We start from the raw sequence: 26,493 nt of genomic DNA on the forward strand, positions 1-26,493 counted from the left end.
GCCCATTCTGTGATCTCTCTGAGATCTTCCTGTGCGGGGCGGTGCGGGTGCCCGGGTTGCCGGTAGGGGTGCGCCCAGGGCGGCGCACCCCTACAGACACCCGACACCGACACCCGACACCCGACAAGGAAACGTTGCTGAGACGTCCCGTCAGCAGATCCGTCTCCCGGGCAGCGATCGGTCTCGTGGCGGCCGCCGCTCTTGCCGCCGGGTTCGGCTCCGCGGCAGCCGCCCTCGCCGGCGACGGCGCCCCGCTGCCGGGCACGATCACTTCATACGGGAGGGCCAGGAGGGCCGGAACCGGGAGCTACCGCCTGCCGCCGACGAGCGCCACGGGCCCGCCGGTGAAGGCGTCGAGCAGGATCCGCCCGCCCAGCGGCCGGTCCAGGTGGACGGTGACCGGGTCGGAGAGCAGTTGCGCGGTGCACGGGCTGTCGCTCCCGCCACGGACCGTCGCGTGGAGCACCACGCTGTCGCGGGTCTCCAGCACTTCCACGGCCGGACCGTCGTCACAGGCACCGTGCCCGGCCAGGACGGTGACATTCCGGCCGTCCTCGGCGACCTTGCGCAGTCCTTGCAACGGCATCCCGGCATCGGTGGCCTGGGACAGGGCGGCGATCGGCGCGCGCGGCAGCCTCGCGGGGTCGATCGCGGCGCGCACCAGCGGGGTGTCGTAGCCGTCGAGCGTGAAGTGCCAGGCGGGAACGCGCGCCTCGCCGCGGCTGGTGAGCAGGGTCATCTCGCCGAATGCGGCCTTCGTGACGGTGAGCAGGGCCGCGCGGTCTTCCGGCCCCTCGTTGAACTGGTCGTAGGCCTGCTGCGCGGTCATCGGTGTGACGCGGCGCGACGTCCCGTCCGCCCAGCGGATGCGGCCCTCACGCCCGGTTCGGGGAAACGCTCCGCGGTGCTCGAAGTTCCGCGTGAGGTAGGCCCGCTTGTCGGCTTCGGTGCGGAACGCGTTGTCCGGGAGGCGGACCATGTCCTCCAGCGGGTAGAAGCCCTCCCGCCACGATCGCGCCGCCGCCGAACCCTCCCAGGCCTTGGCGACCTCCCGCATGCGTGCGGCGGCCGCACCGCTGTCGTCCGTCGCGGACACCGTCCGCGCTCCGCATCCGACGGATCCCAGGAACAGGCAGATGACTCCCACCAGCACGATCGGTCTCATGACGCCTCCCCCTGCAGCGGCCCCCTCGGGCCCTGCAGGTGTGACGTGTCACCCGGGCAGCCGGTTCCGTGCGGACCGGATCGCAGTAGGGCGGTGCGCGGCCTGGATCGGACGACGATGAGGTCCCAGGCTGTCATCGCGTCGCCGTGCCGCCAGGTGGGCGGCGGCCTCCGAGTCGCGTCCCAGCCGCTCGAGCGCACGGCCGAGCAGGTGGTAATAGGCGCGAGCCAGAAGGATGCGGATGGCCGGATGGTGGCGACATGGGTCGACGATGCCACTCAGGAAACGTGCCGCCGCTGTGTGGTGCCGGCTGTTGAAATAGTGCCTGGCCTGCCGTCCGGAATGGGAGAGAAGTGGTGTGAGCCGAGGGGCCAGGACAGGGGCGAGGGCTTCGGCATAGGCGTCGGCGATGTGGCTGTCGTCGCGGTACACGAAGACGTTGCCGACCGCGACGCGGCAGGTGCCGTCCGGGGCGCAAAGCCAGGGCTCGGGGTCGATGACGGTTACGCCGCCCGCGCGGGCGGCCTGGCGCACGGCGGTCCGGCGGACCGGGTCCTTTGTCGCCTCGGGGAGACGCTGGGTGCAGCGCGACAGGCGCAAGGGCGACACGCTCGGCCAGGCACCAGCCGCTGCGACCGTCCCGGCACGTCCCGCCGAGGTGCGGCAGGGCAAGGTCCGCCCGGCCGTGCGCAGCGCATCGAGGCCCTCGGCGACGAACTCCTGCCCGTGCCGCCCGTCATCGCCCCGGTCGAGGTGCTCGCCGCGAAGCTGCCCGGCTGGCGGGGCGGAGGGTACGGCAGAGACCGGGCACGAGGGCTCCGCCACGGACGGCCCCGCCGGTCGGCGCACACTGTGAACGGAATATTCACGCCATACGACAGCGCTGGTCAGGGATGCCCCACCAGCGCGGGCCTCCACTGAGTCCGCGAACCCTGTTCAGCCCTGGAAGAAGAGAAAAGGTATCCATGTACCAGCGCATCCTGGTTGCCGTCGACTCGAGCCCCTCCCGCCAGACCGTCCTGCGCACGGCCGGGGACATGGCCCGGCTTACCGGCGCCGCGGTGCACGTCGTGCACGTGCTCGCCTCGACGGTCGCCTTCGACACCGTCATGGACCTGGAGGAGGACTCGGCCGCCGGCGCGGTGGTCGACGAGGCCGTCGCCACGCTGCGCGGCATGGGCGTCGAGGAGGCCGACGGTGAGCTCGTCCGCGACGTGACCACGCAGGAGGTCGCCCGTGCGATCTCCGCCGCGGCGGAGCAGTTCAAGGCAGACCTCCTGGTCCTCAGCCCCCACCACCGGGGTTCGTTCGCGGCCCTCTTCAACCCCCGTGTCAGCGACGCCGTCGCCCACACCAGCCGCATCGCGGTGCTGCTCGTCCCCGAGGAGCGGGCCGAGGGCGACGGCTCAGCCGCCTGACCAGCCGGGTCGCCCCGTCCGGCTCCGGCGGGCCGGACGGGTGGGCCCGGGTCAGCGGCGGCCGCGCCGCCGGGTGCCGCGGATGAGCCGCCGCGCGGCGAGGTGTCCCGAGCCGCCGAGGCCGGGGCCGGGTGGGCGGAGGCGCGGATGTGCCACAGCCGGGGGACGGGTGTGGCGTGCCGGGAGGCGCCGGGCAGCGGGCGCCGCAGGAGGCTCTGGTCGATTTCAGCGGAGCCTCCGCAGGGGTCGCCTGACACCGCGTCGGGGTTGTGGCCCACAAGGTCGGCGGGAGTGACGGTGTCCCAGGCGAGCACCTTCCCGGGCAGGTCGGAGGCGTGGCGGGCGACCCGGGCCAGGACCCGGTCCGCGTAACCCTCGGTCAGCGCCTTGGTCCAGCCGCCGGGGTGCGCGCGGGCCTGGACAGCCGCGATGTCGAACACGCCGCGGCGCGGGGTGGCCGGCGCGCGCCGTCGGGGCTCACAACCAGCCGCGCCGGGCCGCCGCGAGTCCGGTCTGGAAGCGGGTGGCCGCGCCGAGTTCGGTCGTGAGCCGGTGAATGCGGCGCTGGGTGGTGCGTGTGCTCCAGCCCCGGGTACGGGCTATCGCCGTGTCCGTGAGCCCCGAGGCCGGCAGGGTCAGCAGGGTCCGTTCGGCGGGCACGGCGACGAGTTGGTCCACGGAAGGCTGATGAACTCCGTCCAGCTGGACCCGGCGACCCGCTGAGCGGGGGTCCGGGGCGGGAGGCGACGGGTACCGCCTCCCGCCCCGGCCACGGCGCCCGCGCCGGTCCTCAGGCCGGCGCGGGCTCCGGGCCCGCGGCGCGGCACCTGCGGGCCGGGCCGCGGGCCGCCCACTCGTGGACCGGCCCTACGACCGGCCAGGCGAACGTCCAGGCAAACGTCCGGACGACCGTCCAGGGCGCGCGCACGCAGGCCAGGAGCCCGCTCGGGCGCGCCCGGCGGCGAGGGTGGGCGCGCCGGTGCGTGTGGTGTGCGCCGTACGGCAGTGCGGGGTCGGGGTTCATGGGGATCACCTCGTCGTGGCCGGGCCGTCGTCTCGGGTGTTGCCTGGCCCCAGCACACAGGGGACGGACGGTGCTGTCATGCCCCGCGATCGCGTGGCTTGATGGGCCTCCGCCGGCCTGGTAAGCCCTGTCGTCCTGGCCCCGCCTCACGGGGAGGTGCCCGCCCCCGTCCGCGGAGCGTCGCACGTTCGACAACTCTCCCGGTGAGGACCGGTAGGGTGCGTGCCCCGGCGCACCTCACGGATGGCTCAGTGCGGCCAGCGGGCGGCGCCGCCACCGCTCACCCCGGGTCACTCCGGTGCGGCGTCAGGCCTTGCGCATGTCCCGGTAGGTCTCCAGCACACGCAGCCAGACCTCGCTGATCGTCGGGAACGCCGGGACGGCGTGCCACAGCCGGTCCACCGGGATCTCCCCGGCGACGGCGACGGTCGCCGAGTAGAGCAACTCCTGCACTCCCGGGCCGACGAAGGTGACGCCGACCACCGTGCCGCGGTCCGGGTCGATGAGGACGCGGGCCTTGCCCCGGTAGTCCTCGGCGTACTGGACGGCCCCGGCGAGCCGGCCGATGTCGTAGTCCACGACGTCCACGCGGCGTCCCGCCGCCTGTGCCTCGCGGGTCGTCAGGCCGACGGAGGCGATCTCGGGGTCGGTGAAGACGACCTGCGGCACGGCATCGGTGTCGGCGGTCGCGACGTGCGCGCCCCACCTGCGGTCGTCGACGGGCTCACCCTTGGCCCGCGCGCCGATCACCGCACCCGCGATGCGCGCCTGGTATTTCCCCTGGTGCGTCATCAGGGCGCGGTGGTTGACGTCGCCCGCCGCGTACAGCCAGCCCTCGGCGACGGCCGTCACCTGGAACGTGTCGTCCACGGTCAGCCAGTCGCCGGGGGTCAGGCCGACCGTCTCCAGGCCGAGGTCCGTGGTGCGCGGGGCGCGGCCGGTCGCGAGGAGTATCTCGTCGGCGAGCACCGTCCCGCCGTCCGCCAGCGTGACGCGCACCGGGCCGTCCGGGCCGTCCTCGCGCGCCACGGAGGCCACGGAGGCACCGAGGCGTACGTCCACACCGGCCTCGCGCAGGGCGTCGGCGACCATCTCCCCGGCGAACGGCTCCATCCGGGCCAGCAGTCCGCCGCTCCCCCGGACCAGCATGGTCACCTCGGAGCCCAGCGCCCGCCACGCGGTGGCCATCTCGACGGCGACGACGCCTCCCCCGACCACGACCAGCCGGCCCGGCACCGCGTGGGCGCTCGTCGCCTCGCGGTTGGTCCACGGACGGACGTCGGCGAGCCCCGGCAGATCCGGGAGCAGCGTCGTCGTCCCGGTGGCGACGACGACGGCGTGCCGCGCGGTCAGCCGGACCGCACCGCCGTCCGGCGTGTCCACCACCACCTGCCGGGGGCCGTCCAGGCGGCCGTGACCGCGCACCAGGTCGACGGATACGGAGTCCAGCCACTCGACCTGGTCGTCGTCCTTCCAGTTCGCGGAGAGCCGGTCGCGGTGGGCGAGGACCTCGGCCACGTCCAGCGGTCCGGCGACCGCGTTCCTCAGGCCGGGTATGCGGCGGGCGTCGGCCCGTGCCACCACGGGCCGCAGCAGTGCCTTGCTGGGCTCGCACGCCCAGAACGAGCACTCGCCGCCGAGCAGTTCGCCCTCCACGAGCACCGTGGCCAGTCCGGCGGCACTCGTCCGGTCGGCGACGTTCTCGCCGACCGGGCCGCCGCCGATGACGACGACGTCGTATTCCCGGGAAGTGCCGCTCATCGCTTGACCCGTCATTTCGTCGGACTTCATGGCCTGCTTCCAAAGGGGCGGGAGGAGACCCGGTCACGGCCCGCGGTGCCGCGTAGGGGGATCCGCGGCACCGCGGGGGACCGGGGGGAGGGTCGGTCGTCGGGGGGAGGCGGGGAGGGCGGGCGGGGTCAGCGACCCGGCAGGCGCTCCGTGACCTCCTGGAGCGCCCAGCCGTTGCCGTCCGGGTCCGTGAAGGTCGCGAAGGAGCCGTAGCTGGCGCGCTTCGGGTGCGGGCCGGCGACCCGGGCGGTCTCACCGGCGTGGTGGAAGACGCCGCCCGCGTCGTGGAAGACCTCGCTGATGTCGACGCCGCGGGCGGCCAGCTCCGCGCGGGCCGCCACGATGTCCTCGACGATCAGGTGGAGGCCCTGCACGGAGCCAGGGGCGGCCGTGGTCACGCCGTCACCGAAGAGGATCGAGGCCCCGGATCCCTCCGGCGTGAAGTGGACGACGCGGTAGCCGTCGTCGCCGACGTAGTCGACGTCCAGCCGGAAGCCCAGCGCCGCGTAGAAGTCCTTCGCCCGGTCCACGTCGGACACGGGCAGCACCACAACCTCAAGCTTCAGATCCATCGAGTTCTCCCAGTTCTGCATAACGTCACCGCTTTGACTGGTGACGAGCATGGCCTAGCGATTCGTAACCTGTCAAGGCGGTGACGCCTCCCGGGCGTGCCGCCGCGTGCCCAGGTCCGAGGCGCGGGCGGCCGCGTGGCCGCACAGGCGGGTCCGGGTATCCTCCGGGGCGTGACCGAGATGATCAGCAGTGCCGCGGTGGACGCCCTGGACGGGGCCATGGAGCGGCTGACGGACTTCCTGCCCGGCGCGTTCACGCGGCAGGGCCCCAAGGGCGGGCGACTGGTGTGCACCGGCCTCCCGGTGGCCCTTCTCAACACGGTCCGCACCGGTCCGGGACAGGACCCCCGGGAGACCGGGTCCCTCGCCGAGGAGCTGTCCGCGACAGGGCTGCCCTGGAGCATGCAGGTCCGCGGCGAGGCCGACCCGGAGCTGACGACGCTGGCGGCCCGGTTCGGCCTCACGTCCACCACCAGGCTCCCCCTGCTGGCGTGGGACGCGGCATCGCTTCCCGGGCTGCCCGCCGCGCTGCCCGCGGACGGCACGGTGCGCAAGCTCAGCGGGGAGGACTCCGGACGGTACTCCGCCGCGCTCGCGGCGGGATTCGGCATGCCCGGGGAGATCGCGGACGCGTTCGCCCTGCCCGCGCTCCTCGACGCCCCCGGCATGACCGCGTTCACCCTCGACGTGGCCGGCGAAGCCGTCGCGACCGGGTTCAACGTCCTGGTCGGCGGCCACGTGGGGATGTTCAACGGCTCCGTGCCGCCCCGTCACCGGGGCAACGGTTACTACCGCGCGCTCGTCACGGCCCGGCTCCGGGACGCCGTCGCGTCCGGGGCCCGCCACGCGGTCACGCAGAACTCCCCCATGTCCCGCCCCCTCTACGAGTCCCTGGGCTTCCGGCTCGTGGAGACGTGGACGTACCTCACCCCCGCGGGCTGACCCCGCGCCCGGTGGCCCGGCGGGCGTCGCCGCCGCTCACAGGGGTCACGGTGACGGATCTTCACATGGCGCATCCACGACGACGGCGACAGCAACGGCGCATCAACCGAACGGCGGCCACGGGCACCGGGACGGGGCGCCCCCGCGCTCCCGGGCGCTTGCTGGTACGGGGGTACCCGGGAGGGCTGAGCCGATCGGCGGAGCTGTCGCGCGGGCGGGCCTGCCGCCGGTACGGCGCGGGCAGGCATGGAGCCGGAGGTGCGTGGTCCATGCCCAGCGGTGACGTGCTGGTTCTCGTCGGCGAGGACGGCCGGGTGGTCGAGTGGGGACGTCCGGCCGAGCGGCTGTTCGGGTGCTCCGCCGAGGAGGCCGTCGGCCGGCCCCTGGGCACGCTGCTGCACAGGATCGCCGCGGGCGCCGGAACCCACCGCGCGGAGTTTCCCGGCGAGGTCGCGGTACGGATCGAGCCGGTGCTGCGCGGCTCCTCGGTGCAGTGGCGCGTCCTCACGGCGGGGGACCCGGCCCTGTCGGAGCAGGACGTGGCGATCCTGAGGACCGTCTTCGCCCACACCCCCATGGAACTGCTCGTGCTCGACCGCGCATTGCGCGTGGTCCGCGCGAGCGCCGCCTTCGGCACGGCACGCGGCGCGCGGGCCGGGAGCCCGCTGGGGCGGCACTTCACCGAGGTGTACGACCTCCACGGCCCCGAGGAGGAGGCCGACGTGGCACGGCGGGTCCTGGAGAGTGGGGAACCGGTCCTGAACCGGCTCGTGCACGGCGCCGGGTCGCCGGACCGGCGCGCGTGCCGTGTCCGCTCCGTCTGCTATTTCCGCCTGGAGGACTCCCGGGGTGAGGTGCTCGGCCTGGTGGCGTCCGCGGTCGACGTGACCGACCGGGAGAAGGCGCAGGGCCGGCTGGACCTCATCGAGCGGGTCCGTACGCGGATGGGCCACGTACCCAACGTGGGCCTGGTCTGCCAGGAGCTGGTGGACGCGGTCGTGCCGGCCCTCGCCGACACGGCCGTGGTCGAGTTGGTCGACGACGTCGTCCGCGGGGAGGAACCGCCGAAGGTGCCCGTCCACCCCGACGTCCCCCTGCGGCGGGCCGCGTTCCGGGGCCGTCTGCCGGCGTACCCCGTGGGCGAGGTGCGCCCCCTGCCGCCCGGCACGCCGTTCTCGGCCGTCCTGTCCGAACCCAGGGCCCGCCTGGTGCCCATCGACGAGCACGCCCCGTGGCTGGCCGCCGACCCGGCCCGGGCGGACGCCATCCGGGGAAGCGGCGCCCACTCCCTGATCGTGGCCCCGCTGGCCCTGCGCGACCAGGCCCTCGGCGTGGTCCACTTCTACCGCCACCAGAACCGGGAGCCCTTCGACCAGGACGACGTCACGGCGGCCTCCGCCGTGTGCGCGCACGCCGCCCTCTGCATCGAGAACGCCCGGCGGTACATGCGCGAGTGGATCATCGCCTCGACCCTCCAGCGCAGGCTGCTCCCCGGGCAGCCGGGGGGACGGCCCACCGTGGAGGTCTCCCGGCTGCACCATCCCGGGCCGGAGGGCGGCGGGGCGTGGTCCGACGCGATCCCGCTGCCCGGCGCGCGGACCGCGCTGGTCGTGGGCGACGTGGCCGGGCAGGGGATCGTCGCGGCCATCACGATGGGGCTGGTACGCACGGCCCTCCACACCCTCGCCGCCCTGGACCTGCCCCCGGACGAATTGCTGGCCCGGCTGAGCGAGACGGCCGCCCGCCTCGCCGCCGCGTCCGCCGCGCTGCCGCAACTGGGCCGCGAGCCGCTCGACATCGGGTGCGCCATCGCGGTGTACGACCCGGTGGAACTCACCTGCACCGTCGCCCGGGCCGGTCTGCCGGAGCCGGTCGCGGTCCTCCCGGACGGCACCTCGGCCACCCTGTCCGTCCCCGCGGGTCCGCTGCTCAGCGGACAGGATGACGCCCCCTTCCCCACGACCACCGTCGAACTCCCCCCGGGGAGCACCCTGGCCATGGCGACGACCTCGTTCGCCGAGCGGTTCCTGGCACCGTCCGCTCCTCTGCGCCCGCTCCTGGACGGCGCGGGCACCCGGCCCCTGGCGGACGTGTCCGGCGCCATCGGGTCCGCGTTCGCCGGCCCGGAAGAAGGCGACGAATCGGCGATGCTCCTGGCCCGTACGAAGGCGCTGCCCTCGGACCAGGTGCTGACCTGCGCGCTTCCGCCCGGCGCCGAGGCCGCGCCGATCGCCCGCGCGGCGGCCCGACGGCAACTGGCGGCCTGGGGCGTGGCCGAGGAGACGGCGTTCACCACCGAGGTCATCGTCAGCGAGTTCGTCGGCAACGCGGTGCGTTACGGCGCTCCGCCCCTGCAACTGCGCCTGGTCCTGGAGCAGATGCTGACCTGCGAGGTCAGCGACACCGCGGCCGGCGCCCCGCACGTGAGACACGCGCGCACCGTCGACGAGAGCGGGCGGGGCCTGTTCATCGTCGCCCGCCTCGCGGACCAGTGGGGCGTCCGCTACCGGGCCCAGGGCAAGACGGTGTGGGCCCAGCAGCCCATCGAGCCCAGGGGCGGGCCCTGACCGGTCCCAGCGTCACCTCTGCCCGCGCTGCCCTTCCCCCGGGGGCGAGGGAGCCGTGGAGCGAGGAGGGGCGGGCCACTGCCCGGCCGCGGCGCACGTACCTCATGGGCCCCCGCCGGGTCCGAGGGTCTCGCGGATCCTGGGCTGCGACGCCTTCCACCTGGCCGAGGACCTTCTCACCCAGCCGGTACTGATGGGGGCAGGCGACGCGGCCGCGCGGTGGGCGACCACCGGGCTGCACACCCGGGGAGCTCGCGAGACCCGGGAACGGAGCAGGCCCGAGACCTCCCAGGACACCGAGATCGACGGCGTCGAGGTGCGCCGCCTGCGGCGGAAACCACTGGGGTCCACCTCGCCCGCCCCTGCGCCTGACGCACACGGGTGCCGACGGGGACGGGTCGGTGGCGCCTCCGGCACGACGGAAGGAGGCGCCGCCGAGTGGGCGAACGGCGCACCCGCGACGTACCGTCCGAGCGGGTGCGCCGTCAGCGTGGGATCAGCCCGCGAGGCCGCGGTTCAGCGCGGCGGTGAGCTTGATGACGCGCTCGGTCTGGATGCGGGCGGCGGTGCGGGTGGTCTCGTTGACCGGGTTGTTGCCCTGGGCGTCCACGTGGGAGGTGCCGTAGGGGTTGCCGTCGACGAACTTGGCGGGGTCGGTGTAACCGGGGGTCACGACGATGCCGCCGAAGTGGTGGATGGAGTTGTAGAGGGCGAGGAGGGTCGACTCCTGACCGCCGTGGTTGGTGGCGGTGGAGACGAAGCCGCTGTACACCTTGTCGGCCAGCCTGCCCTGCGCCCACAGGCCACCGAGGGTGTCGATGAACTGCTTGAGCTGCGAGGACATGTTGCCGAAGCGGGTGGGGGTGCCGAAGATGACCGCGTCCGCCCACTCGACGTCGCCCGGGGTGGCCACGGGGATGTCGGCGGTGGCGGCGTGGTTGGCGGCCCAGGCCGGGTTGGAGTCGATCGCGGCCTGCGGGGCGAGCTCCGCGGCCTTGAGCAGCCGCACCTCGGCGCCGGCCTTCTCCGCGGTCTCGGCCATCTCCTTCGCGATCTCGGTGATGGTGCCGGTGGAGGAGTAGTAGACGATCGCAAGCTTGATCGACAAGGTGGTTCCTTTCGAGGAGGACCTTCCCCACGCATCGAGGGTGCACGGTCCAGGGATCCCGCGGCCCGTGGGGCGGGCCGCGCTTCACTGGTTGAAGAATAAACAACATTGGGGCACCCCTGTCCACCGGCCGCGGTGCGAGGAATGTCACGCCGCCCACCCAGGGGACCCGTGAGCCCGAGGCCAGTGACCCCGAAGCTGTCCGCGGCGGCACGGCGAGCCGGACGGCCGTGGGATGCCCCGGAGGGCGGGACGCCCCGGGGCCGCGTCATCGCTCGCACGGTCGGCAGGCGACACGGAATCGCGCCGCGCCGGCCGCCGCCTCCGGCCAGGAACGGCGGGTTGTGCGGGTGCGTCGCCCTCGCCTGCCCGCGGGGCCCCGGCCCGGGGCGGCCGGCCGGCGCTTTGAAGTTGTCGCCCGTTCTTGGTTCGATCTCGTCGGCGGCGTGGTGGACGGCAGGAATGGATGCTCTCGTGGAGAATGACGCACCGCTCGCGTGGGTCGGGGTGGACGCGGTGGCGGAGCGGGCCTACCGCCTCCTGCTGGCCCGCGACAGCACGACCGTCGACGACGTGGTGGCCGCCCTCGGCGTGACGGCGGACGAAGGGCTGGCGGTGCTGGAACGGCTCCACCACGCGGGGCTGATGAGCCGTCGCTCCTCCGGGGAGTTCTTCACGGTCGACCCCCGGCACGCGCTGCGCGCCCTGGTCGAGTCGCGCGAGCGCCAGTTGGCCGCGGTGCGCAATGCGGCCGGCCCGCTCGGGGCACTCTTCGACGCGGCCAGGAGGGCACGGGACGGCGGCCCCGGCACCGGCGTGATCAGCGGCCTGGAGGCCGTCGGGGATCGCTACTACCGGCTGAAGCAGACCGCGCGGACCGAACTCTGCGCCCTCGACCGCCCGCCCTTTCTGCTTGCCCCGAACGAGCCGCTCGACGAGGCGGCGGTACGCCGCGGCGTACGGGTGCGCGCGGTCTACGCCGCCGCCAGCTTCGAGGCCGACGGCGGGTGGCAGGAACTGGGCAACCTGGTGTCGCGCGGGGAGGAGGCCAGGGTCGTGCCGGCCTTGCCGATCAAGCTGGCGATGGCCGACCGGTCGGCCGCGATGGTGTCGCTGAGCCTGTCGGTCGGGAGCGCCGAGTACCTCTACACCGAATCGCCGCCCCTGCTGGAGGCCCTGGGTGAATTCTTCGAGAACTACTGGTCGGTGGCCTCTCCCTTGACCGAGGGCACCGACTGCCGCACGCTGCCCGGTGAGACGGCGGCCGGCACCGACCGGGCACGTCAACCCACCGACGAAGAACGGACGTTGCTGGCACTCTTCGCCGCGGGAGTCAAGGACGAGGCGATCGCCCGTCAACTCGGCATCTCACCGCGGACGCTGCGCCGCAGGATCCAGGACCTGTTCGCCGAACTCGGCGCCACCAACCGCTTCGGAGCGGGGCTCGCCGCGGCCCGCCGCAACTGGATCTGAACGGCGTCACTGGCCCCTTCCGGCCACTGGCCGGTATCGGCAGCGCAAGTCCTTGGTCACCAAGGAATCACCCGGCTAGAACTGGTGTGCGCCCGCACGGCGTCCCCCTCGGCCGGGATGCCCGGCCACCCCGCACGAAGGAGCCTTGGTGGCACCACCTGCCCATCATCCCCCGCGCCGTCCGGCGATACCGCGGTCCCTGACGGCGCTCATCGCAGGCGTCGGCGTGACCCTTTCCACCGCCGCCGGCCTGACCCCGGCCGCCGCCGCGCCGCTTCCCACCCCGCCCGCCCTCGTGGCCCAGCACACGGGACAGGCACCGAAGTCCGGCGAAGCGCCCGCTGCCGGACGGTACATCGTCACCCTGCGCGAGCCGTCCGCGGCGACGTACACCGGAGGCGTGGTCGGCAAGGCCCGCACCGCGCCTCGCGACGGTGAGGGCCTGAAGGCCGGCTCGCCCGCCGTGAAGGCCTACCGCGGCTATCTGCGGGAGCGCCAGGCCGACACGGCCGGCGCGGTCGGCGCCCGGGTGATCTCGTCCTACTCCGCCGCTCTCAACGGCTTCACGGCCGAGCTGCGGCCGCGGCAGGTGGAGGAACTCCGCGCCGACCCCACGGTGGTGTCGGTGGTCAAGGACGACCTGCGCAAGCCGCTGGCCGCCGTCAACTCCACGGACTATCTGGGCCTCAGCGGCGAGAACGGGGTGTGGGCCGGCAACGGCGGCGTCGCCGGCGCCGGCAAGGGCGTGGTGGTCGGCGTCATCGACACCGGCATCGCCCCCGAGAACCCCTCGTTCGCCGGAGCCCGGCTCGGCACCGAGCCGGGTCCGGAACCATACCTGGACGGCTCCGCCATCACCTTCCGCAAGGCGGACGGCGGCACCTTCACCGGCACCTGCACCGCGGGTGTCCAGTTCACCGCCGCGGACTGCTCCACCAAAATCGTCTCCGCGCGCTACTTCGTCGACAACTTCGGCGCCACCCACATCGGCGGCGCCGAGATCGGCGAGTACCTGTCGCCTCGTGACGGCGAGTCGCACGGATCGCACACCGCCAGCACGGCGGCGGGCGCCAACGGCGTCGAGGCCGAGGTCGCCGGGAAGCCGCAGGGCACGATTTCCGGTGTCGCGCCGGCCGCCAAGGTCGCGGCCTACAAGGCTTGCTGGAACGGTCCCGACCCGAGCGAGACCAGCGACGACGGTTGCGCCACCGGTGACCTGCTGGCCGCGATCGACGCGGCCGTCGCCGACAACGTCGACGTCATCAACTACTCGATCGGCGTCGCCGACGGCGCCGGCAGCACCGACTCCGTCGTGGACGAGGCGTTCCGCAACGCCGCCGTGAGCGGCATCTTCGTCGCGACGGCCGGCGGCAACTCCGGCCCTTCGGAGAGCACCGTCGACAACGCCTCGCCGTGGATCACCACCGCGGCGGCGAGCACCACCCCGACCCGCGAGGCCACGGTGGAGCTCGGCGACGGGCAGAACGTGCTCGGCGCGTCCATCTCGCTCCCGGCGAACGGCGCCAAGGTGACCGGCCCGCTGGTGGCCGCCTCGGCCGCCGGGACCGCGATCGCCACCCGTCCGCGGTTGTGCGGTCCCGGCAACCTGGACGGCGCCAAGGTCAAGGGCGCCATCGTGTTGTGCGAGCGCGGCACCTACGACCGGATGGCCAAGTCGGCTGAGGTCAAGCGCGCGGGCGGCATCGGGATGATCCTGGTGAACCCCTCGCCGGATTCGACGGACCTCGACGCCCACGCCGTCCCGACCATCGCCGTCGACGCGGACGGCTACGACGCGCTGCTCTCGTACGCCGGCACCGAGGCGCCCAAGGCGACCCTGGTGGACGGCAACCCGCACCACCTGACGTCGGCCGCGGTGCCGCAGATCGCCGGCTTCTCCTCCCGCGGCCCGCTCCGCGCCGACGGCGGCGACCTGATCAAGCCCGACCTCGCGGCGCCGGGCGTGGGCGTCCTCGCCGACGGCGCCAACGCCGCCGGCCAGAAACCCACCTTCACCTTCATGTCGGGCACCTCGATGGCGTCCCCGCACGTGGCCGGTCTCGGCGCGCTCTACCTGGGCCTGCACCCGCGGGCGACGCCGGCCGAGATCAAGTCCGCCCTGATGACCACCACCCGGCCCACCCTGACCGGGACGGGCGAGGCGTCCGGCGACGTCTTCGCGCAGGGCAACGGCCAGGTGGACGCCACCCGTTATCTGCACCCCGGGCTGCTGTACCTCAACGGCCCCGAGGACTGGACGCGGTACGTCGCCGCGATCAAGGGTGACACCACGGCACCGGCTCCCACCGACCTCAACCTGGCGTCGATCGGCGTCGGCACGCTCGCCGGCCGGCAGACCGTGACCCGCACCGTGACCTCCACCGGGCCCGGCACCTACACCGCCGACCCGGTACGGATCCCCGGCGTGGACACCGTCGTCGAGCCGAAGTCGCTGACGTTCACCAAGGCGGGCCAGTCCGCGACCTTCAAGGTGAGCTTCACCCGCACCACCGCCCCGCTGGGCGAGTACGCCACGGGGTACCTGACCTGGCGCGACGGTGCGCAGAGCGTGCGCAGCGCGGTCGCGGTGCGACCGGTGGCGCTGGCCGTGCCGACGACCGCCGCCGCTTCCGGCAGCACGGGCCGGACGACCGTGAACATCAGCGGCGGTGAGGACCGCGACGTGCCGCTGAAGCTCACCGGGCTCGCCCGGGGCCTGCGGGAGCAGGGCTCGGGCACGGTCGGCGGACCCGCGCGGACGCACGTCGTCGAGGTTCCGGCGGGAGCGGATTATGCCCGGTTCACCCTCGACTCCGCCGACGACACGGCCGACTTGGACCTGTCGGTGTACAAGCTGAACGAGTACGGCGACACGGCCCTGGTCGGGCGGTCCGCCACCGACTCCGCCGACGAGCAGGTCGAACTGGGGAGCCCCGAACCCGGCTTGTACGAGGTCGAGGTGACCTTCTTCGGCGGGTCGGGACCGCTCGACTTCACCGTGTCCAGCTTCACGCTGGGCGGCAAGGGCGCCGAAGGCTCGTTCACCGCGCAGCCCACCACGGCGCACCTGAAGGCCGGAAGCACCACCCCGGTCGCCCTGTCCTGGAAGGGCCTGCGGGACGGGTCCGTCTACCTCGGGCGCGTCGCGTACGGGGACACCGGGCGCACCACGTACCTGACCGTGACCGCCGACCCGCGCACCGGGCCGCCCCGCGCTCCGGGGGGCCGTGCCACGGTCACCGTCAAGCCCGCCTACGCGGTGCCGGGTCAGTCCGCCGTCGTCTGGGCGACGGGTCTGACCCCGGCCGTGGACTTCCAGATCCGGGTGAAGGGCTCCGGCAAGGTCCTGGCGAGCGGCCGCACCACCGACGACGGCGGAGTGGGCCGTCTGGTGACCCTGCCGTCCGACATCGCCACCGGGAGGCAGACGCTGGAGGTGAGGTACGGCAGCCGCCGCACCGGCGGCTCCTTCACCGTCAGCAAGCTGGTCGTGGGTGACGTCGGTCACGGCGACGCCCACGCGTTCGACGGCAACCCGCTCGCCTCGATGACCGGCGCCATCAGGGGCAAGGGCACAGTGCGCGTCACGGTCCGCGGGACCTCCGGCACCTACCTGGACCGGACCCTGCCCATCGACGCGAGCGCGCTGAACTGGTACGGCTGGGCGTCCGACCCGGTGGAGACCAGGGCGGAGAAGCTCACCGCCACGCTCACCGTGGTCGCTGACCACGGCCGCCCCGGGCAGAGCACGTCGGTGACCTGGACGCCCGCGGCGATCAAGGCGAGCACCGCGTCGATCACCGAGGACCGCGCGGCGAAGCACACCGCGAAGGTGACCTACACCAACAACTCCGAGGTGGTGGTCTTCCCGACCCTGCGCTACAAGCTGACCAACGGCGACCTGGTCTTCGCCACCCTGCCGACCGATCCGCAGGACACGCTCACCCGCTCCTATGACACGACCGGGGTCGACCGCCTCGACCTCGTGCTCGACGGGGCGACCGTGGCGACGTACCTCAACAAGGACAGCGCCCGGAAGAGCGGCAAGCCCGCGATGGCGGAGCCGTTCTACGCGACCTTCCCGCACGGCGGCACGGGCAGGCACCACGGCGGGCCCGCGCAGCTGGAGATGACGGTGACCAACCGCCCGGCCGCGTACAGCGCCGGCTTCGGCCTGACGGTGGGTGAGGGCCCGGAGGTCTACGCGGGCACGTCGCTCCTGCTCAACGAGCCCATCCCCACGCCGGTCAGCGACAAGGAAGGGGCGCCGGTCTCCCGGACCGTCACGGTGCCCGCCGGGCAGCCGCTGTGGGCCACCGCCTACTTCGAGATCAACGGCCCGATCTTCCAGGCCCTGGTCGAGCGGCGGCTCCTCGTGCCGGCGGTCGACGCGGACGACCTCGAACCGGTGCGCGGCTCCGGGTCGCGACCGGCCTTCGTCGTCGACGCGATGCCGAGGGAGGCCACCGTCCGTTCCACCGTCTCGGTCACCGCGGCGGGCCTGTCACCGCGGGAACGCTTCACGGTGCGGCTCGACGGACGGGTCGTCGGCTCCGGCCGGGCGACGGAGGAGGGCTTCGCCCACGCGTTCGTCACCGTCCCGAACGGCCACGCGAAGAGCCTGACGGTCCGGGTGACCGGCACCGGCGAGGGCCGTACGGGCGAGACCGTGCTCGGAGTCTCGCACTAGCCGGAAGACGGCTGAGACTCTTGTTGTGGGGCCGCCCCGGCCGGAGGCCGGGGCGGCCCTTACGAGCTGTTCCGCCGCCGGCAGCGGGACGGCACCTGGCATCGGATCCTCACCGCCCTGCGGGCGGCGACGGCCCCGCTCCCGGCCGGCCCGTGCTCTTCTTCCCCGCTCATCTGACGGCCCGGCACCCGGGCGCTCAGCGCCCGTGTTCGGACACCTCCTGCTCCGGCGGCCGCAGAGCGCCCCGGTTGGCGAGCCGGAAGAGGAGCGCGAGGGAGGGGAAGATCAGGAGTCCGGCCACGACCGCGACGCCGATCGTCACCGCCAGCGTGGCCTCGGGGGCCGCCGCCGCGCCGATCTCGACGTGGGTGCCGAGCAGGTACGGGTACTGGGCGACGCCCCAGCCGAGCACGACCAGGGCGACGGCGGCCGCGGCGAGCCCGCGCAGGAACCTGGTCCGCTCACGCCACATCATGACCATGGTCGCGACCCCGCAGAGGGCGGCCAGCAGCACCAGCGGCAGGGCGCCGTGGCTGAGCCGGCGGAACAGGTGCGGGGAGTCCTGGCGCAGGACGAACACGCCTGCGATGCTGACGACTCCGGTCAGCGCGGCGGCGAGCAGGGCCCTGCCGCGGAAGTACCTCTGCAGGGTGTGGTCCCGCTGCTGACGGGCCGCCACGTACAGGTAGGCGGCGGCGAGGTAGGCGCAGACCAGGACGGCCAGCACGCCGCCGAGCACGGATGTGGGGTTCAGCCAGCTGGTGACGGGGTCCCCGTTGCCCGCGGTGGGCACGCGTCCGGAGGCGATGCCTCCGGCGATCGACCCGAAGCAGTACGGGGTCAGGACCGATGACGCGGCGAACGCCACACCGTACAGGCGCTGCTCGGGGGTGCGCAGCGAGGCCTTGCGGAAGGCGAAACCTGCGCCGCGCAGCACGATGCCGAGCACGGCGATGCCCAGCGGGATGTAGAGGGTCGTGGTGATGGCGGTGAACGCGCTCGGGAAGCCCGTCCAGAGGAAGACCAGGCAGTAGATGAGCCAGGTGTGGTTGGCCTCCCACACCGGGCTGAGCGAGGTGTCGATCAGGTGCCGGGGGCGCCTGCCCCGCTCGGCCCCGCCCGCCGTCAGGTCCCAGAACCCGGCGCCGAAGTCCGCCCCGCCGAACAGGCAGTACGCGATGACCCCGAGGAAGAGGAAGGCGGCGACGGCCTGCGGCATCATTCCTCCGTCCCGGCGCGCGCGCCGACGGGTTCCGGTCCGGTGCGGGGTCCGTAGGGGACGTCCACGCTGTCGTCGCCCTCGGCCTGCCAGCGCCGCTTCATCGACAGCAGCACCGTCACCGCGCCGACGCCCACGGCCGCGTAGATGACGATGACCGACCCGAAGAACGGCCACAGGTTGCCCTGGGTGGTCACCGCGTCGCGGGTGAGGAGGTGCCCGACGACGGTCCAGGGCTGGCGGCCGACCTCGGTGACGACCCAGCCGCTCTCCAGGCAGGCCACGGCGGCGAGTCCGCTGACCGCACAGCACCGCAGGAACCAGCGCTGCCGTTCCCAGGAGCGCCTGCGCCACCACAGCCAGGCGAACCACACGGCGAGCGCCAGCAGGGCGAAGGTGAGCCCGACCATGACGTCGAAGGCGAGGTGGACGGTGCTGACGGCCTGGTCGGAGGGGCGCACCTGCGCGGGGATCGCATCGAGCCCCTTGATCTCGGTGGAGGGGCGGAAACCGGCCAGCAGCGAGGCCATGTCGGGGACGGGGAGCCCGTATCTGACCTGTCCGTCGATCAGCACGCCGCCGAGTGTCTCGGGGACGTGCGTGCCGGTGTCCGGCAGCAGCTCGATCGCGGCGAACTTGGCGGGCTCGGAGTCGTAGACGTAGCGGGCGATGGTGTCCCCCACCACGATCTGCAGGGGCAGCGCGACGGCGGCGGTCACGAACCCGATGAGGAACCCGGTGCGGTGGTAACGCGAGGTGCGGCCGCGCAGCATGCCCACCGCGTAGACGCTCGCCACCGCGAATCCGGCGACGATGTAGGCGGCCAGCAGCATGTGCAGGAACTCCCATCCGAAGGCCCCGTTGAAGAAGACCTCCGCCGGCCGGACGGCCACGATCCTGCCGTCGCGCATCGTGAAACCGCCGGGCTGGTTCATCCAGCTGTTGGCCGCGATGACGGCGCCCGCGCCCCCGATGCTCGACAGCGCCACCGGTACGCCCGTCCAGAAGTGCGCCCAGGGGGACAGGCGGTCCCAGCCGTAGATGTAGATCGAGACGAAGATCGCCTCGAGGAAGAAGAACAGCCCCTCGATCGCGAACGGGAAGCCGAACGCCGGGCCGTATCCGCGCATCAGGCCCGGCCAGAGGATGCCGAGCTCGAAGGAGAGGACGGTGCCGGTGATCGCCCCCACGGCGAACAGCACCGCGGCCACCTTGGACCAGCGCCGCGCGAGCCGCATGGCGTCGGCGTCCCCGCGGCGCAGACCACGGTGGTTCGCGATGAGCATCAGTGTCGTGAGGGCGACGCCGAACGGCACCAGGATGATGTGGAAGCCCAGGGTGAAGGCCATCTGCTGACGGGCCGGGAGCAACTGGGCGGGATCTCCCGCCGCCGCGAGGCCCTGAGCCAGCGCGTTCCAGCCCCCCGTCACCCTCCGTACCGCCCGTCAGCGCGCGGCCGACGATCCGCACCACCCGTCCACGCCATCGCCATCACATCGACCACGACCCTTTCGCGACAGAACGATCACGTTAGGCCACGACGATCGGTATAGGTGGGAATGCGCACTGCGGGCGGGAGGCAATGACCCGTTCGGTGGTCGCGCGCCTTGCCGTCGACGAACAGCGGGAGGGCGGACCGGTCCGGCCGGTTCCGCGTCGCGGTGGCGGGCCCCGCCGCGGCCTGCCGCCGAACTGAGGTGGCGGGACCCATGGTGATCAGCGAATGCGTCCGCTGCCATGGCTGGGGACCGGTCCGTCCGCTGGGCAGCTGCCAGACCTGCCTCAACTGGACGCCCCGCGGCGGTTACAAGGGCCGCTGCCATCGGTGCCGGCACGAGGGCAAGGTCAACCGCGACGGGCTGTGCCGGCTCTGCATGCTGGAGATCCGCATGGTCCCCGATCATGAGTGGGCCGACGCGGCAGCCAGGCGGAAGCTGGGCCCCGTCCGGGATTTGCAGCTGCCGCTGCTGCTGGAGGGTGTCCGGCCTCCCGTGGTCCTTGCGCGCCACCATGACCGGCCGCTGGTGCGCGAGCGGCTGCGGACCGAGCGCTCGGCAGGCCCCTGGTCCTGGGCCAAGAAGGGCGATGACCTGCAGGTCTGCCCTCCGCAAGTCACCGGCCAGCTTCCGCTGCTGCCCCGCCTGCCCAGGACGTTCACCCGCCAGCACGGCTACCGGATCGCCGCCCACGACTTCCCCGAGTGGGCGGACGTCCTGCAGGCCGCCGAGCGGGTCCGCGTCCGGCGCGATCTGTCCGCAGGGTGGAGCGAGAGCGTGGTGCAGATGATGCGCCTGGCGCTGGCCTCCCGGGAGGCCAGCGAGCAGCTGGTCGACGAGTACGTCGTCGCCGAGCTGCCCCGGATGAGGCCTGCCGTCGCCGAGGTCCTGCGGGAGGCCGGGCTGCTGCTGCGTCGACTCGGCTCCGGACTCGCTCAGAACGGCTACCGGCGTGAGCGCCGGCGCATGGTCTCCTGCGAGCACTGCCTGGCCTGGAGCGGGGATGCCAGGCCGCTGTGTGACTCGTGCCGGGAGTGGGCTCGTCAACCGGACCGGGCGATCGGCCCCTGCCTGCGGTGCGGCAGCACCTGGCCGCTGAAGGACGGACAGTGCCGGTTCTGCCACCTGGTGCTGAACGAACACGTCGGAGACGGCCCGGCGGTCGAGCAACTCTGGTTCGGAGCCGGCCTAGGCCACGGCCTCTACACGAAGCAGCCCGGCGACTACAGCCAGGGCGGCCGAAGAGCCACCGGCGGGAACTGGATCGTCGGGAAAGGCAGACCCGGCAGGCCGACCGCAGACTGTCCCCGCACTTGATCAACCCACACCAGCTGGAGCTGTTCCCGCCCCCGGCGCGTGTCTGGAAGCGGGCACGGTACATCCAGCTGCCCACGATGACACCAGAGGCCGAACAACTCGTCGCCGATTTTTGGCAGTTCACAGCCGACCAGCACTGGACCACCCCCTCCCGGGACATCAACGTCAAAGTCCTGCGGCTTCTCGTCGCCTGGCTCGGTATCGACGCCCCCCTCCTCGAGGCCGACGTGCGCGCCGTCACCAGACTCGGCCCGAACTGGTCAGGACGTCGCGTCGCAGCCTTCCTCGGCCAGCGCGGCCTACTCGTTCCCCTGGAGCGGACGGTCCCGGATCAGGCCGCGCTCGAACGGCTCCTGCAGGGTGTTCCCGATCACCTGCGGGACGAGGCGGACGCCTGGGTCCGCGTGCTCCGCGGAGAAGGCCGCAAGCCCTCCCTCACGATGAACTGGGTCACCATCCGACGCTATGCGCACTACAAGGTCCCGGCCCTGCAGCAGTGGGGCCAGTGGGTCAGCAGTCTCCGTGAGATCACCCAGAAGGACATCGAGGACATACTCAGCAGCCGCACGGGAGAACAAGCCCGTTCGCTCCACGCAAGCCTGCGATCGCTCTTCCGCGCATTGAAGCGCGAGCGCGTGATCTTCCGTGATCCAGCCCGCGGTGTCTCCGTGGCCTCCACCGTCAACGCACCCCGGCGCATCGCGTCGGACCGGCTCGTGGGTCTGCTGGACAAGGCACCGACCGCGACGGCGAAGGTCGTCGTTGCTTTGGTGGCCATCCACGCGCTGGGGCCACAGGAGATCCGCCATCAGCTCCTGACCGGCCTCGACCGTCCGGCAGGGCGCTTGGTCGTCCGCCGCCGCTTCGGTGATCACGTCGTCTATCTCGACGAACTGACCATGAAGCTCCTGAGCGACTGGCTTCGCGCACGGGCTGAGCGCTGGCCCCGCAGCACCAATCCGCGCCTGATCGTCACGCAGGTCACCGCGGTCGACCCCAACGGCCCTCCGGTGTCCAAGGACGGGCTGCGGTTGGTGTTCAGAAAGCTCGGTATCCAGCCCCGGAGGCTCCGCATCGACCGGCTGCTCGATGAGGCACACGAAACTGCCGACCCCGTGCACCTGATGCGCGTCTTCGGGATCTCCGACACGACCGCACTGAAGTACGTCAGAGCAGCCCACCCACCGATTCGGGCCAGAGCCCACCCAAGCCTGATCGGCAGTCCCGAACCCGGGTACAGCCGAGATACGCACCAAAGGGGCAATCAGTTGATCTTGATGCGACTTCGCGCGTGGTCAGCACAGTGAAGCCGCAGTAAATGAGGATCAGCCGAGGTACGGCCGAAAGGGATAGCAGGACCCCGGCGGTGTGATTGTTGGGGTCCTCGTCTTGGGTCGAGTAGGAACCACACAGACCGGTTGAGTCGACTTCACGGTTGGGTTCGTCGCTCGGCGGCCTCGAACGCGGGCGCGAGCGGGGCCAGCGCCACGCGAAGCTGGTCGGGCAGTGAGCCGGAGGGCACGACCAATCCTCCGGCGCCGAAACTCTCGATGGCCCCTGTGTTCCCAGTCGGCCGGAGCCAGCTTTCCAACGCGATGCGAACCGCCGCGGCCACGCTCGCCGCGAGAACGCGGGCTGTGTGCGCCCCGGCATCGCCCAGGCGTTCGGCGATCACCGACGTGAGAGGGGGCTCGATACCGGCGGTGGTATCGAGGAACGCGTCGCGCAGCGTGGTGCGGGTGGTGATCAGCAGCAGCGCCTCGTGTTCACGCTCACTGGTGTTCGTGTACTGCTCGACCACTGCTTCGGTGACGGCGTCAGCCAGGCGTACTCCTGCGGGCCGGGCTGCGACCGCTGCCGCGATCCGCGCCTCCCGGTCCGCCGTAACAGCGGAGACAATCGCCTGCTCACGGCTGGCGAAGTAGTTGTTATAGGTACGCGGCGAGACCCCGGCCGCGTCGGCGATGTCCTCGACCCGCACCTGGTCCGGTCCCCGCTCCACGGCCAGACGCAGGGCCGCCTCGCGTAGCGCCTCGCGCGTGGCCTGCTTCTTCCGCTCCCGCAGCCCTGGTGGTGGTGTCGTCACGGTGTCAGCATTCCACAGAAGAATGCGCGCACGCAAACTTGCGTACGCGCACTTTTACTGTCAGCCTCGACCCGAACCGAGACCGACAGAGAGGCGTCACCGTGCGAGCAAGAGGCATGACCTACGACACCGGATTCGTCGTGCATGGCCAGACATCCCGCGAGCACTTCGACCTCGCGGTGGTCCGGCGCGAGCTCGCCATCATCCGCGACGACCTGCACTGCAACGCGGTCCAGATCATCGGCGGCGACCCGGACCGACTGGAGGTAGCCGCCGGTGCCGCCGCCGAGCTCGGCCTGGAGGTCTGGTTCTCGCCCTATCCGCTAGAGCTGGATCCGGAGCAGATCCTCACGCTCTTCCGCGACTGCGCCGAGCGAGCGGAACGGCTCCGGCAGCAGGGGGCCACAGTCGTGTTCGTCGCAGGGGTCGAGCTGAGCGTGATGAACCGCGGGTTCCTGCCCGGAGAGAGCCCCGAGGAGCGGGTCGAGCAGCTGATGAGCCAACCCGAGCGCCGGGCCGAAGCGATGCGCGAGCTCGGCGTGCGCATCAACACATTCCTCCGCGACGCCGCGGCCACGGTCCGCGAGCGCTTCCAGGGCAAGCTCACCTACGCATCCATCCAGTTCGAGCAGGTCGACTGGACTCCTTTCGACATGGTGACGTTCGAGCTGATCCGCTCCGCCGGCGTCGCCGACCGATTCCGGGACGCGGTGCACACCCTGGCCCAAGGTCCCAAGCCGCTCGCTATCACCGGGTTCGGCACCGCGGCCTACCGCGGCGCGGGAGACCGAGGTGGGCGGGTGCTGGAAGTGGTCGAGCACGATCCAGAGACCAAGGCCCCTGTACGGCTCAACGGCATATACGAGCGCGACGAGGCCGGCCAGGCCGCATATCTGAGCGAACTGCTGGAGATCTTCGAGGCAGAGGGCGTGGACAGCGCGTTTGTGTTCTTGTTCTCCTTGCCCGGCTACCCGCACCGCCCGGACGGCGACCCCAGGGACGATCTGGACCGGGCCGGCCTGGGCATCGTCAAACTCCTCGAAGGGCGCCGGGGGCAGACCTACCCCGACATGGAATGGGAACCCAAGGCCGCCTTCGCGGCAGTGGCGCAGCGGTATCGGAGGTGACAGGCCCCGCGCACGGTGACCACGGTTCGGGATCTGCACTGTGGCGCAGCGCAGATCCCGAGCAAATGGAAGAGGTATTCGCCGAACCCGGCCCAGACCCCTACGACCAGGAGCGGGCGCGGAGGATGCGTACACCTCGCCCTGGCGGCCGAAACGGACCGCCGCAGATCGCGACGATCATGGCAGGGGCTCCGTCGCAGTAAATCCGTTATTTACTGCGGCAGTTGCGAACGCTTCTCTGTGATCGAGCATCCGCTCGAATGTGGTTCTGCTGTGCGGACTTGAAGGGAGGGGACTGTCAGTGCACGACGCGAGCCAGGCCTGGCGCCAGGCTGGTTGCCTGGGTCATGCCCGCAGATCTTCCGTCACGGGCAGGCACTCGGCGAGCAGGTCGACGACGTCGCGCCAGGCTCGCTGCGCGTGCTGTGGGTGGTAGCCGACGGCGGCGATCCGATCGGGGTCGGTCCGGGGCTCGGTGCGCAACTCGTTGAGTGCCGCGTGGCCGATGCGCCGCATCCGGTCGGGATCAGCGAGCAGTGGCATGCACCGGGCCAGCATCTCCTCGGGGTCGCCCAAATAGCGCCTGCCGTGAAGGTCGAAGGCCAGCGCTACGCATCCCAGCTCGGCGAGAGCATCGGCCCGGCGGCGCTCGACGTCGCTGAGTCCCATGCCCTCTGGTCCGAGCAGCACCGCGGGCCGGCGGTCGATAGCTGCCGGGAGCGCGAGGTGCCCGATCATCGTCAAACCGTCCGCCGGGTACTCGACCGTACGCGTCGTGGCTTGGCAGTGCGAGGACCGCGAGTACGCCGCGGGCATCGCCTGGACCGGCCGCTTCGGTTCCTCCCGTACCCCGGACGCGCTGTACTGCCGGTCGCTTCCGTAGGGACGGTCCGTGCCGCCGCCCACCGCGCCCCTGTGGCGGTGGGCGGCGGCACGGGGCCCGGTCAGCCGCCCGGGACGGTGTCGGTGAAGACGGTCCCCGCGCTGCGGTAGGCGGCCACCTTGGCCGCCACCTGTGCGGGGGTCAGCACCTGGTCCTTGACGAAGTAGACGTAGTCCACCTGCTGGTCGTACGAGCGCGTGGTGCCGCCCGTCTGGCCGGTGAGGTCGATCAGCCAGTGGTTGAAGTCGATCCACTGGCTGGTCTCGGGCAGGTAGGGCTCGCCGTGGGTGCCGAAGACCTGGCCGTCGATGGAGTAGGTGATGGCGCTGTCGTCGACGGTGATCTGCAGGTCGTGCCACCCCTCGTAGCTCTGGCGGTTCTCGGAGTGGGTGTTGACCGCGTTCCACGGGTCCGGGTTGTAGGTCTCCCAGGACGTCGTGTACATGATGTTGCTCGGCTCGCCCCAGCCGCCGTTGGGCAGGTACTCGAAGTCCTGCTCGCTGTAGTTCGGGTCCATCGGCGCGTTGAGCGGCGTGAAGGCGAAGAAGGTCTGGACGACGTGGTCGCCGTCGGGACCGCCGGTGGGGGTGTCGTTGAAGCGCACCCGGGCGGCGTAGGTGCCGTTGCGGAACTTGCGGGCGGTGGTCTGGATCTCGCTCTCCTTGGTGCCGGCGGCGGTGCCGTCGGTGGTGAGGCGGAGGTTCATGACCTTGTCGCTGCCCGTGCCCGCCACGAAGGTGACGTCCTGCGGGGACCAGGTGGCGCCCGGCACGCCGGGACCGCCCTGGCCGGACTTCACGGTCCAGCCGTGGCTCTGCAGCGCGGGGTCGCTGCTCGAGGTGTAGTCGAAGTCGTCGAAGAGCGCGGGCGCGTTGGGGTCGGCCGGCGGATCCGTGGGCGGGTCGGTGGGGTCGTTGCCGGCGGGCGCGGTGCCCCAGACGACCGAGCCGCCGCGCTGCACGGTGACCTTGTCCCAGTCGGTGTAAGAGGTCTGGGAGCCGTTGAAGGAGTAGTCGTCGGACTGCGTCAGGCGCTGCCAGTCCGCGCGGTGGAAGCGCAACTGCATGTCGCCTGTGTTCTGCCCGGGGGCGAGCGAGCCCGCGCCGGAGGTGAAACCGATCTCCAGGTAACGGTCGGCGGTGGCGGTGGGGTTGGCGAGGTTGCCGAACGTGCCGGTGATGTTGGCGCACCCCTTGACCGCCCAGGAGCACGCGAAGCGGTACGCGGTGGTGGGGCTGTCGGCCTCGAAGTAATAGCGCAGGGTCACCTCGCTGAGCGGGACGGACGAGGTGCCCCGGTTGGTGATCTCGAGCCAGGGCTCGACCTGGTCCGCGGTGGCCCCGGACGCGCTCGTCCGGTACTGCGCGGTGAGCGTGGCCGCCGCGGCGGACGCGGGCGGCGCGACGAGCCCGGCACAGGCGAGACCCGCCGTCACACAGGCGGCCATCGCGGTGCGGACCCGGGCGGTGGTGCGGAACGGTCCTGACATGGGGACCCCTTCCAGTCGGGTGGAGCGCGTGGGGGAGGGCTTACCACTTGGCAACTGGTCTTCCACTGGTAAGGCAAGGTGGCATAGCCCGGATGAGGGGTCAAGTCCGCGAACTAGAAGGGAATT

At 72.3% G+C, this 26,493-nt stretch carries 19 protein-coding genes; 8 read left to right on the plus strand and 11 right to left on the minus strand.

All coding sequences use genetic code 11. The annotated features are described in order from the left end of the window. Nucleotides 1–307: 307 nt before the first annotated feature. Together AC3EUJ_RS14415 and AC3EUJ_RS14420 are read right to left on the minus strand one after the other, a co-directional pair. Nucleotides 308–1,165 carry a hypothetical protein gene (locus AC3EUJ_RS14415; RefSeq protein WP_431961589.1) on the minus strand — a complete coding sequence of 286 codons (858 nt, stop codon included), beginning with the start codon at nt 1,163–1,165 and terminating at the stop codon, nt 308–310. 48 nt (nt 1,166–1,213) lie between these two features. After that, the gene (locus AC3EUJ_RS14420; protein WP_431961590.1) at nt 1,214–1,990 is read right to left on the minus strand and encodes an SGNH hydrolase domain-containing protein; all 777 of its coding nucleotides are present in this window, start codon (nt 1,988–1,990) and stop codon (nt 1,214–1,216) included. Between the two features lie 140 nt (nt 1,991–2,130). Here AC3EUJ_RS14420 and AC3EUJ_RS14425 point away from each other — a divergent pair, with 140 nt between their 5' ends. Next, the gene (locus tag AC3EUJ_RS14425) at nt 2,131–2,583 is read left to right on the plus strand and encodes a universal stress protein (protein ID WP_431961591.1); all 453 of its coding nucleotides are present in this window, start codon (nt 2,131–2,133) and stop codon (nt 2,581–2,583) included. Between the two features lie 477 nt (nt 2,584–3,060). Here the strand turns inward: AC3EUJ_RS14425 and AC3EUJ_RS14430 are convergent, their stop codons facing one another. The 3 genes from AC3EUJ_RS14430 to AC3EUJ_RS14440 form a co-directional block, all read right to left on the minus strand. Next, a complete protein-coding gene (locus tag AC3EUJ_RS14430) occupies nt 3,061–3,261 on the minus strand; it encodes a helix-turn-helix domain-containing protein (protein ID WP_431961592.1) in 201 nt (66 codons plus the stop codon). 652 nt (nt 3,262–3,913) lie between these two features. Then, on the minus strand, nt 3,914–5,368 hold the full coding sequence (locus AC3EUJ_RS14435; protein WP_431961593.1) for a dihydrolipoyl dehydrogenase family protein: 1,455 nt from the start codon (nt 5,366–5,368) through the stop codon (nt 3,914–3,916). A gap of 158 nt (nt 5,369–5,526) precedes the next feature. Then, complete coding sequence (locus tag AC3EUJ_RS14440) at nt 5,527–5,970, minus strand: VOC family protein (protein ID WP_431961594.1); 444 nt, start codon at nt 5,968–5,970, stop codon at nt 5,527–5,529. 180 nt (nt 5,971–6,150) lie between these two features. On the opposite strand from AC3EUJ_RS14440, the gene AC3EUJ_RS14445 reads away from it, so the two are divergent. Next, the gene (locus AC3EUJ_RS14445) at nt 6,151–6,912 is read left to right on the plus strand and encodes a GNAT family N-acetyltransferase (protein WP_431961665.1); all 762 of its coding nucleotides are present in this window, start codon (nt 6,151–6,153) and stop codon (nt 6,910–6,912) included. 269 nt (nt 6,913–7,181) lie between these two features. Further along, entirely contained in the window at nt 7,182–9,479 is a 2,298-nt protein-coding gene (locus tag AC3EUJ_RS14450) for a SpoIIE family protein phosphatase (protein ID WP_431961595.1), read from the plus strand. A 496-nt stretch (nt 9,480–9,975) separates the two neighbouring features. Here AC3EUJ_RS14450 and wrbA read toward each other — a convergent pair whose 3' ends face one another. Continuing rightward, nucleotides 9,976–10,587, minus strand: a complete 612-nt coding sequence (gene wrbA, locus AC3EUJ_RS14455) for an NAD(P)H:quinone oxidoreductase (protein ID WP_431961596.1) — start codon at nt 10,585–10,587, stop codon at nt 9,976–9,978. 474 nt (nt 10,588–11,061) lie between these two features. Between wrbA and AC3EUJ_RS14460 the strand changes: the two genes are divergently transcribed. Further along, nucleotides 11,062–12,060, plus strand: coding sequence for a helix-turn-helix transcriptional regulator (locus AC3EUJ_RS14460; RefSeq protein ID WP_431961597.1), 999 nt, complete (start codon nt 11,062–11,064; stop codon nt 12,058–12,060). A gap of 226 nt (nt 12,061–12,286) precedes the next feature. Further along, a complete protein-coding gene (locus AC3EUJ_RS14465; RefSeq protein WP_431961598.1) occupies nt 12,287–16,750 on the plus strand; it encodes a S8 family serine peptidase in 4,464 nt (1,487 codons plus the stop codon). Between the two features lie 196 nt (nt 16,751–16,946). Here AC3EUJ_RS14465 and AC3EUJ_RS14470 read toward each other — a convergent pair whose 3' ends face one another. Then, nucleotides 16,947–17,972, minus strand: a complete 1,026-nt coding sequence (locus AC3EUJ_RS14470) for a cytochrome d ubiquinol oxidase subunit II (protein WP_431961599.1) — start codon at nt 17,970–17,972, stop codon at nt 16,947–16,949. Next, complete coding sequence (locus tag AC3EUJ_RS14475) at nt 17,969–19,399, minus strand: cytochrome ubiquinol oxidase subunit I (RefSeq protein WP_431961600.1); 1,431 nt, start codon at nt 19,397–19,399, stop codon at nt 17,969–17,971. The genes AC3EUJ_RS14470 and AC3EUJ_RS14475 overlap by 4 nt, the downstream gene beginning before the upstream one ends. 279 nt (nt 19,400–19,678) lie before the next feature. Between AC3EUJ_RS14475 and AC3EUJ_RS14480 the strand changes: the two genes are divergently transcribed. Beyond that, nucleotides 19,679–20,782: a hypothetical protein gene (locus tag AC3EUJ_RS14480; RefSeq protein WP_431961601.1), complete on the plus strand. Its 1,104-nt coding sequence runs from the start codon at nt 19,679–19,681 to the stop codon at nt 20,780–20,782. Then, nucleotides 20,779–22,089 (plus strand): hypothetical protein, encoded by a 1,311-nt coding sequence (locus AC3EUJ_RS14485; protein ID WP_431961602.1) that lies wholly within the window; start codon nt 20,779–20,781, stop codon nt 22,087–22,089. The genes AC3EUJ_RS14480 and AC3EUJ_RS14485 overlap by 4 nt, the downstream gene beginning before the upstream one ends. A 122-nt stretch (nt 22,090–22,211) precedes the next feature. Here AC3EUJ_RS14485 and AC3EUJ_RS14490 read toward each other — a convergent pair whose 3' ends face one another. Next, nucleotides 22,212–22,868 carry a TetR/AcrR family transcriptional regulator gene (locus AC3EUJ_RS14490; RefSeq protein WP_431961603.1) on the minus strand — a complete coding sequence of 219 codons (657 nt, stop codon included), beginning with the start codon at nt 22,866–22,868 and terminating at the stop codon, nt 22,212–22,214. A gap of 116 nt (nt 22,869–22,984) precedes the next feature. Between AC3EUJ_RS14490 and AC3EUJ_RS14495 the strand changes: the two genes are divergently transcribed. Continuing rightward, complete coding sequence (locus AC3EUJ_RS14495) at nt 22,985–23,995, plus strand: hypothetical protein (protein WP_431961604.1); 1,011 nt, start codon at nt 22,985–22,987, stop codon at nt 23,993–23,995. A gap of 345 nt (nt 23,996–24,340) precedes the next feature. Here the strand turns inward: AC3EUJ_RS14495 and AC3EUJ_RS14500 are convergent, their stop codons facing one another. Both AC3EUJ_RS14500 and AC3EUJ_RS14505 read right to left on the minus strand, forming a co-directional pair. After that, the gene (locus AC3EUJ_RS14500) at nt 24,341–24,733 is read right to left on the minus strand and encodes a dienelactone hydrolase family protein (RefSeq protein ID WP_431961605.1); all 393 of its coding nucleotides are present in this window, start codon (nt 24,731–24,733) and stop codon (nt 24,341–24,343) included. A gap of 206 nt (nt 24,734–24,939) precedes the next feature. Continuing rightward, complete coding sequence (locus tag AC3EUJ_RS14505; protein WP_431961606.1) at nt 24,940–26,367, minus strand: cellulose binding domain-containing protein; 1,428 nt, start codon at nt 26,365–26,367, stop codon at nt 24,940–24,942. Nucleotides 26,368–26,493 lie beyond the last annotated feature (126 nt).

Source organism: Actinacidiphila sp. bgisy160 (genome assembly GCF_057707815.1).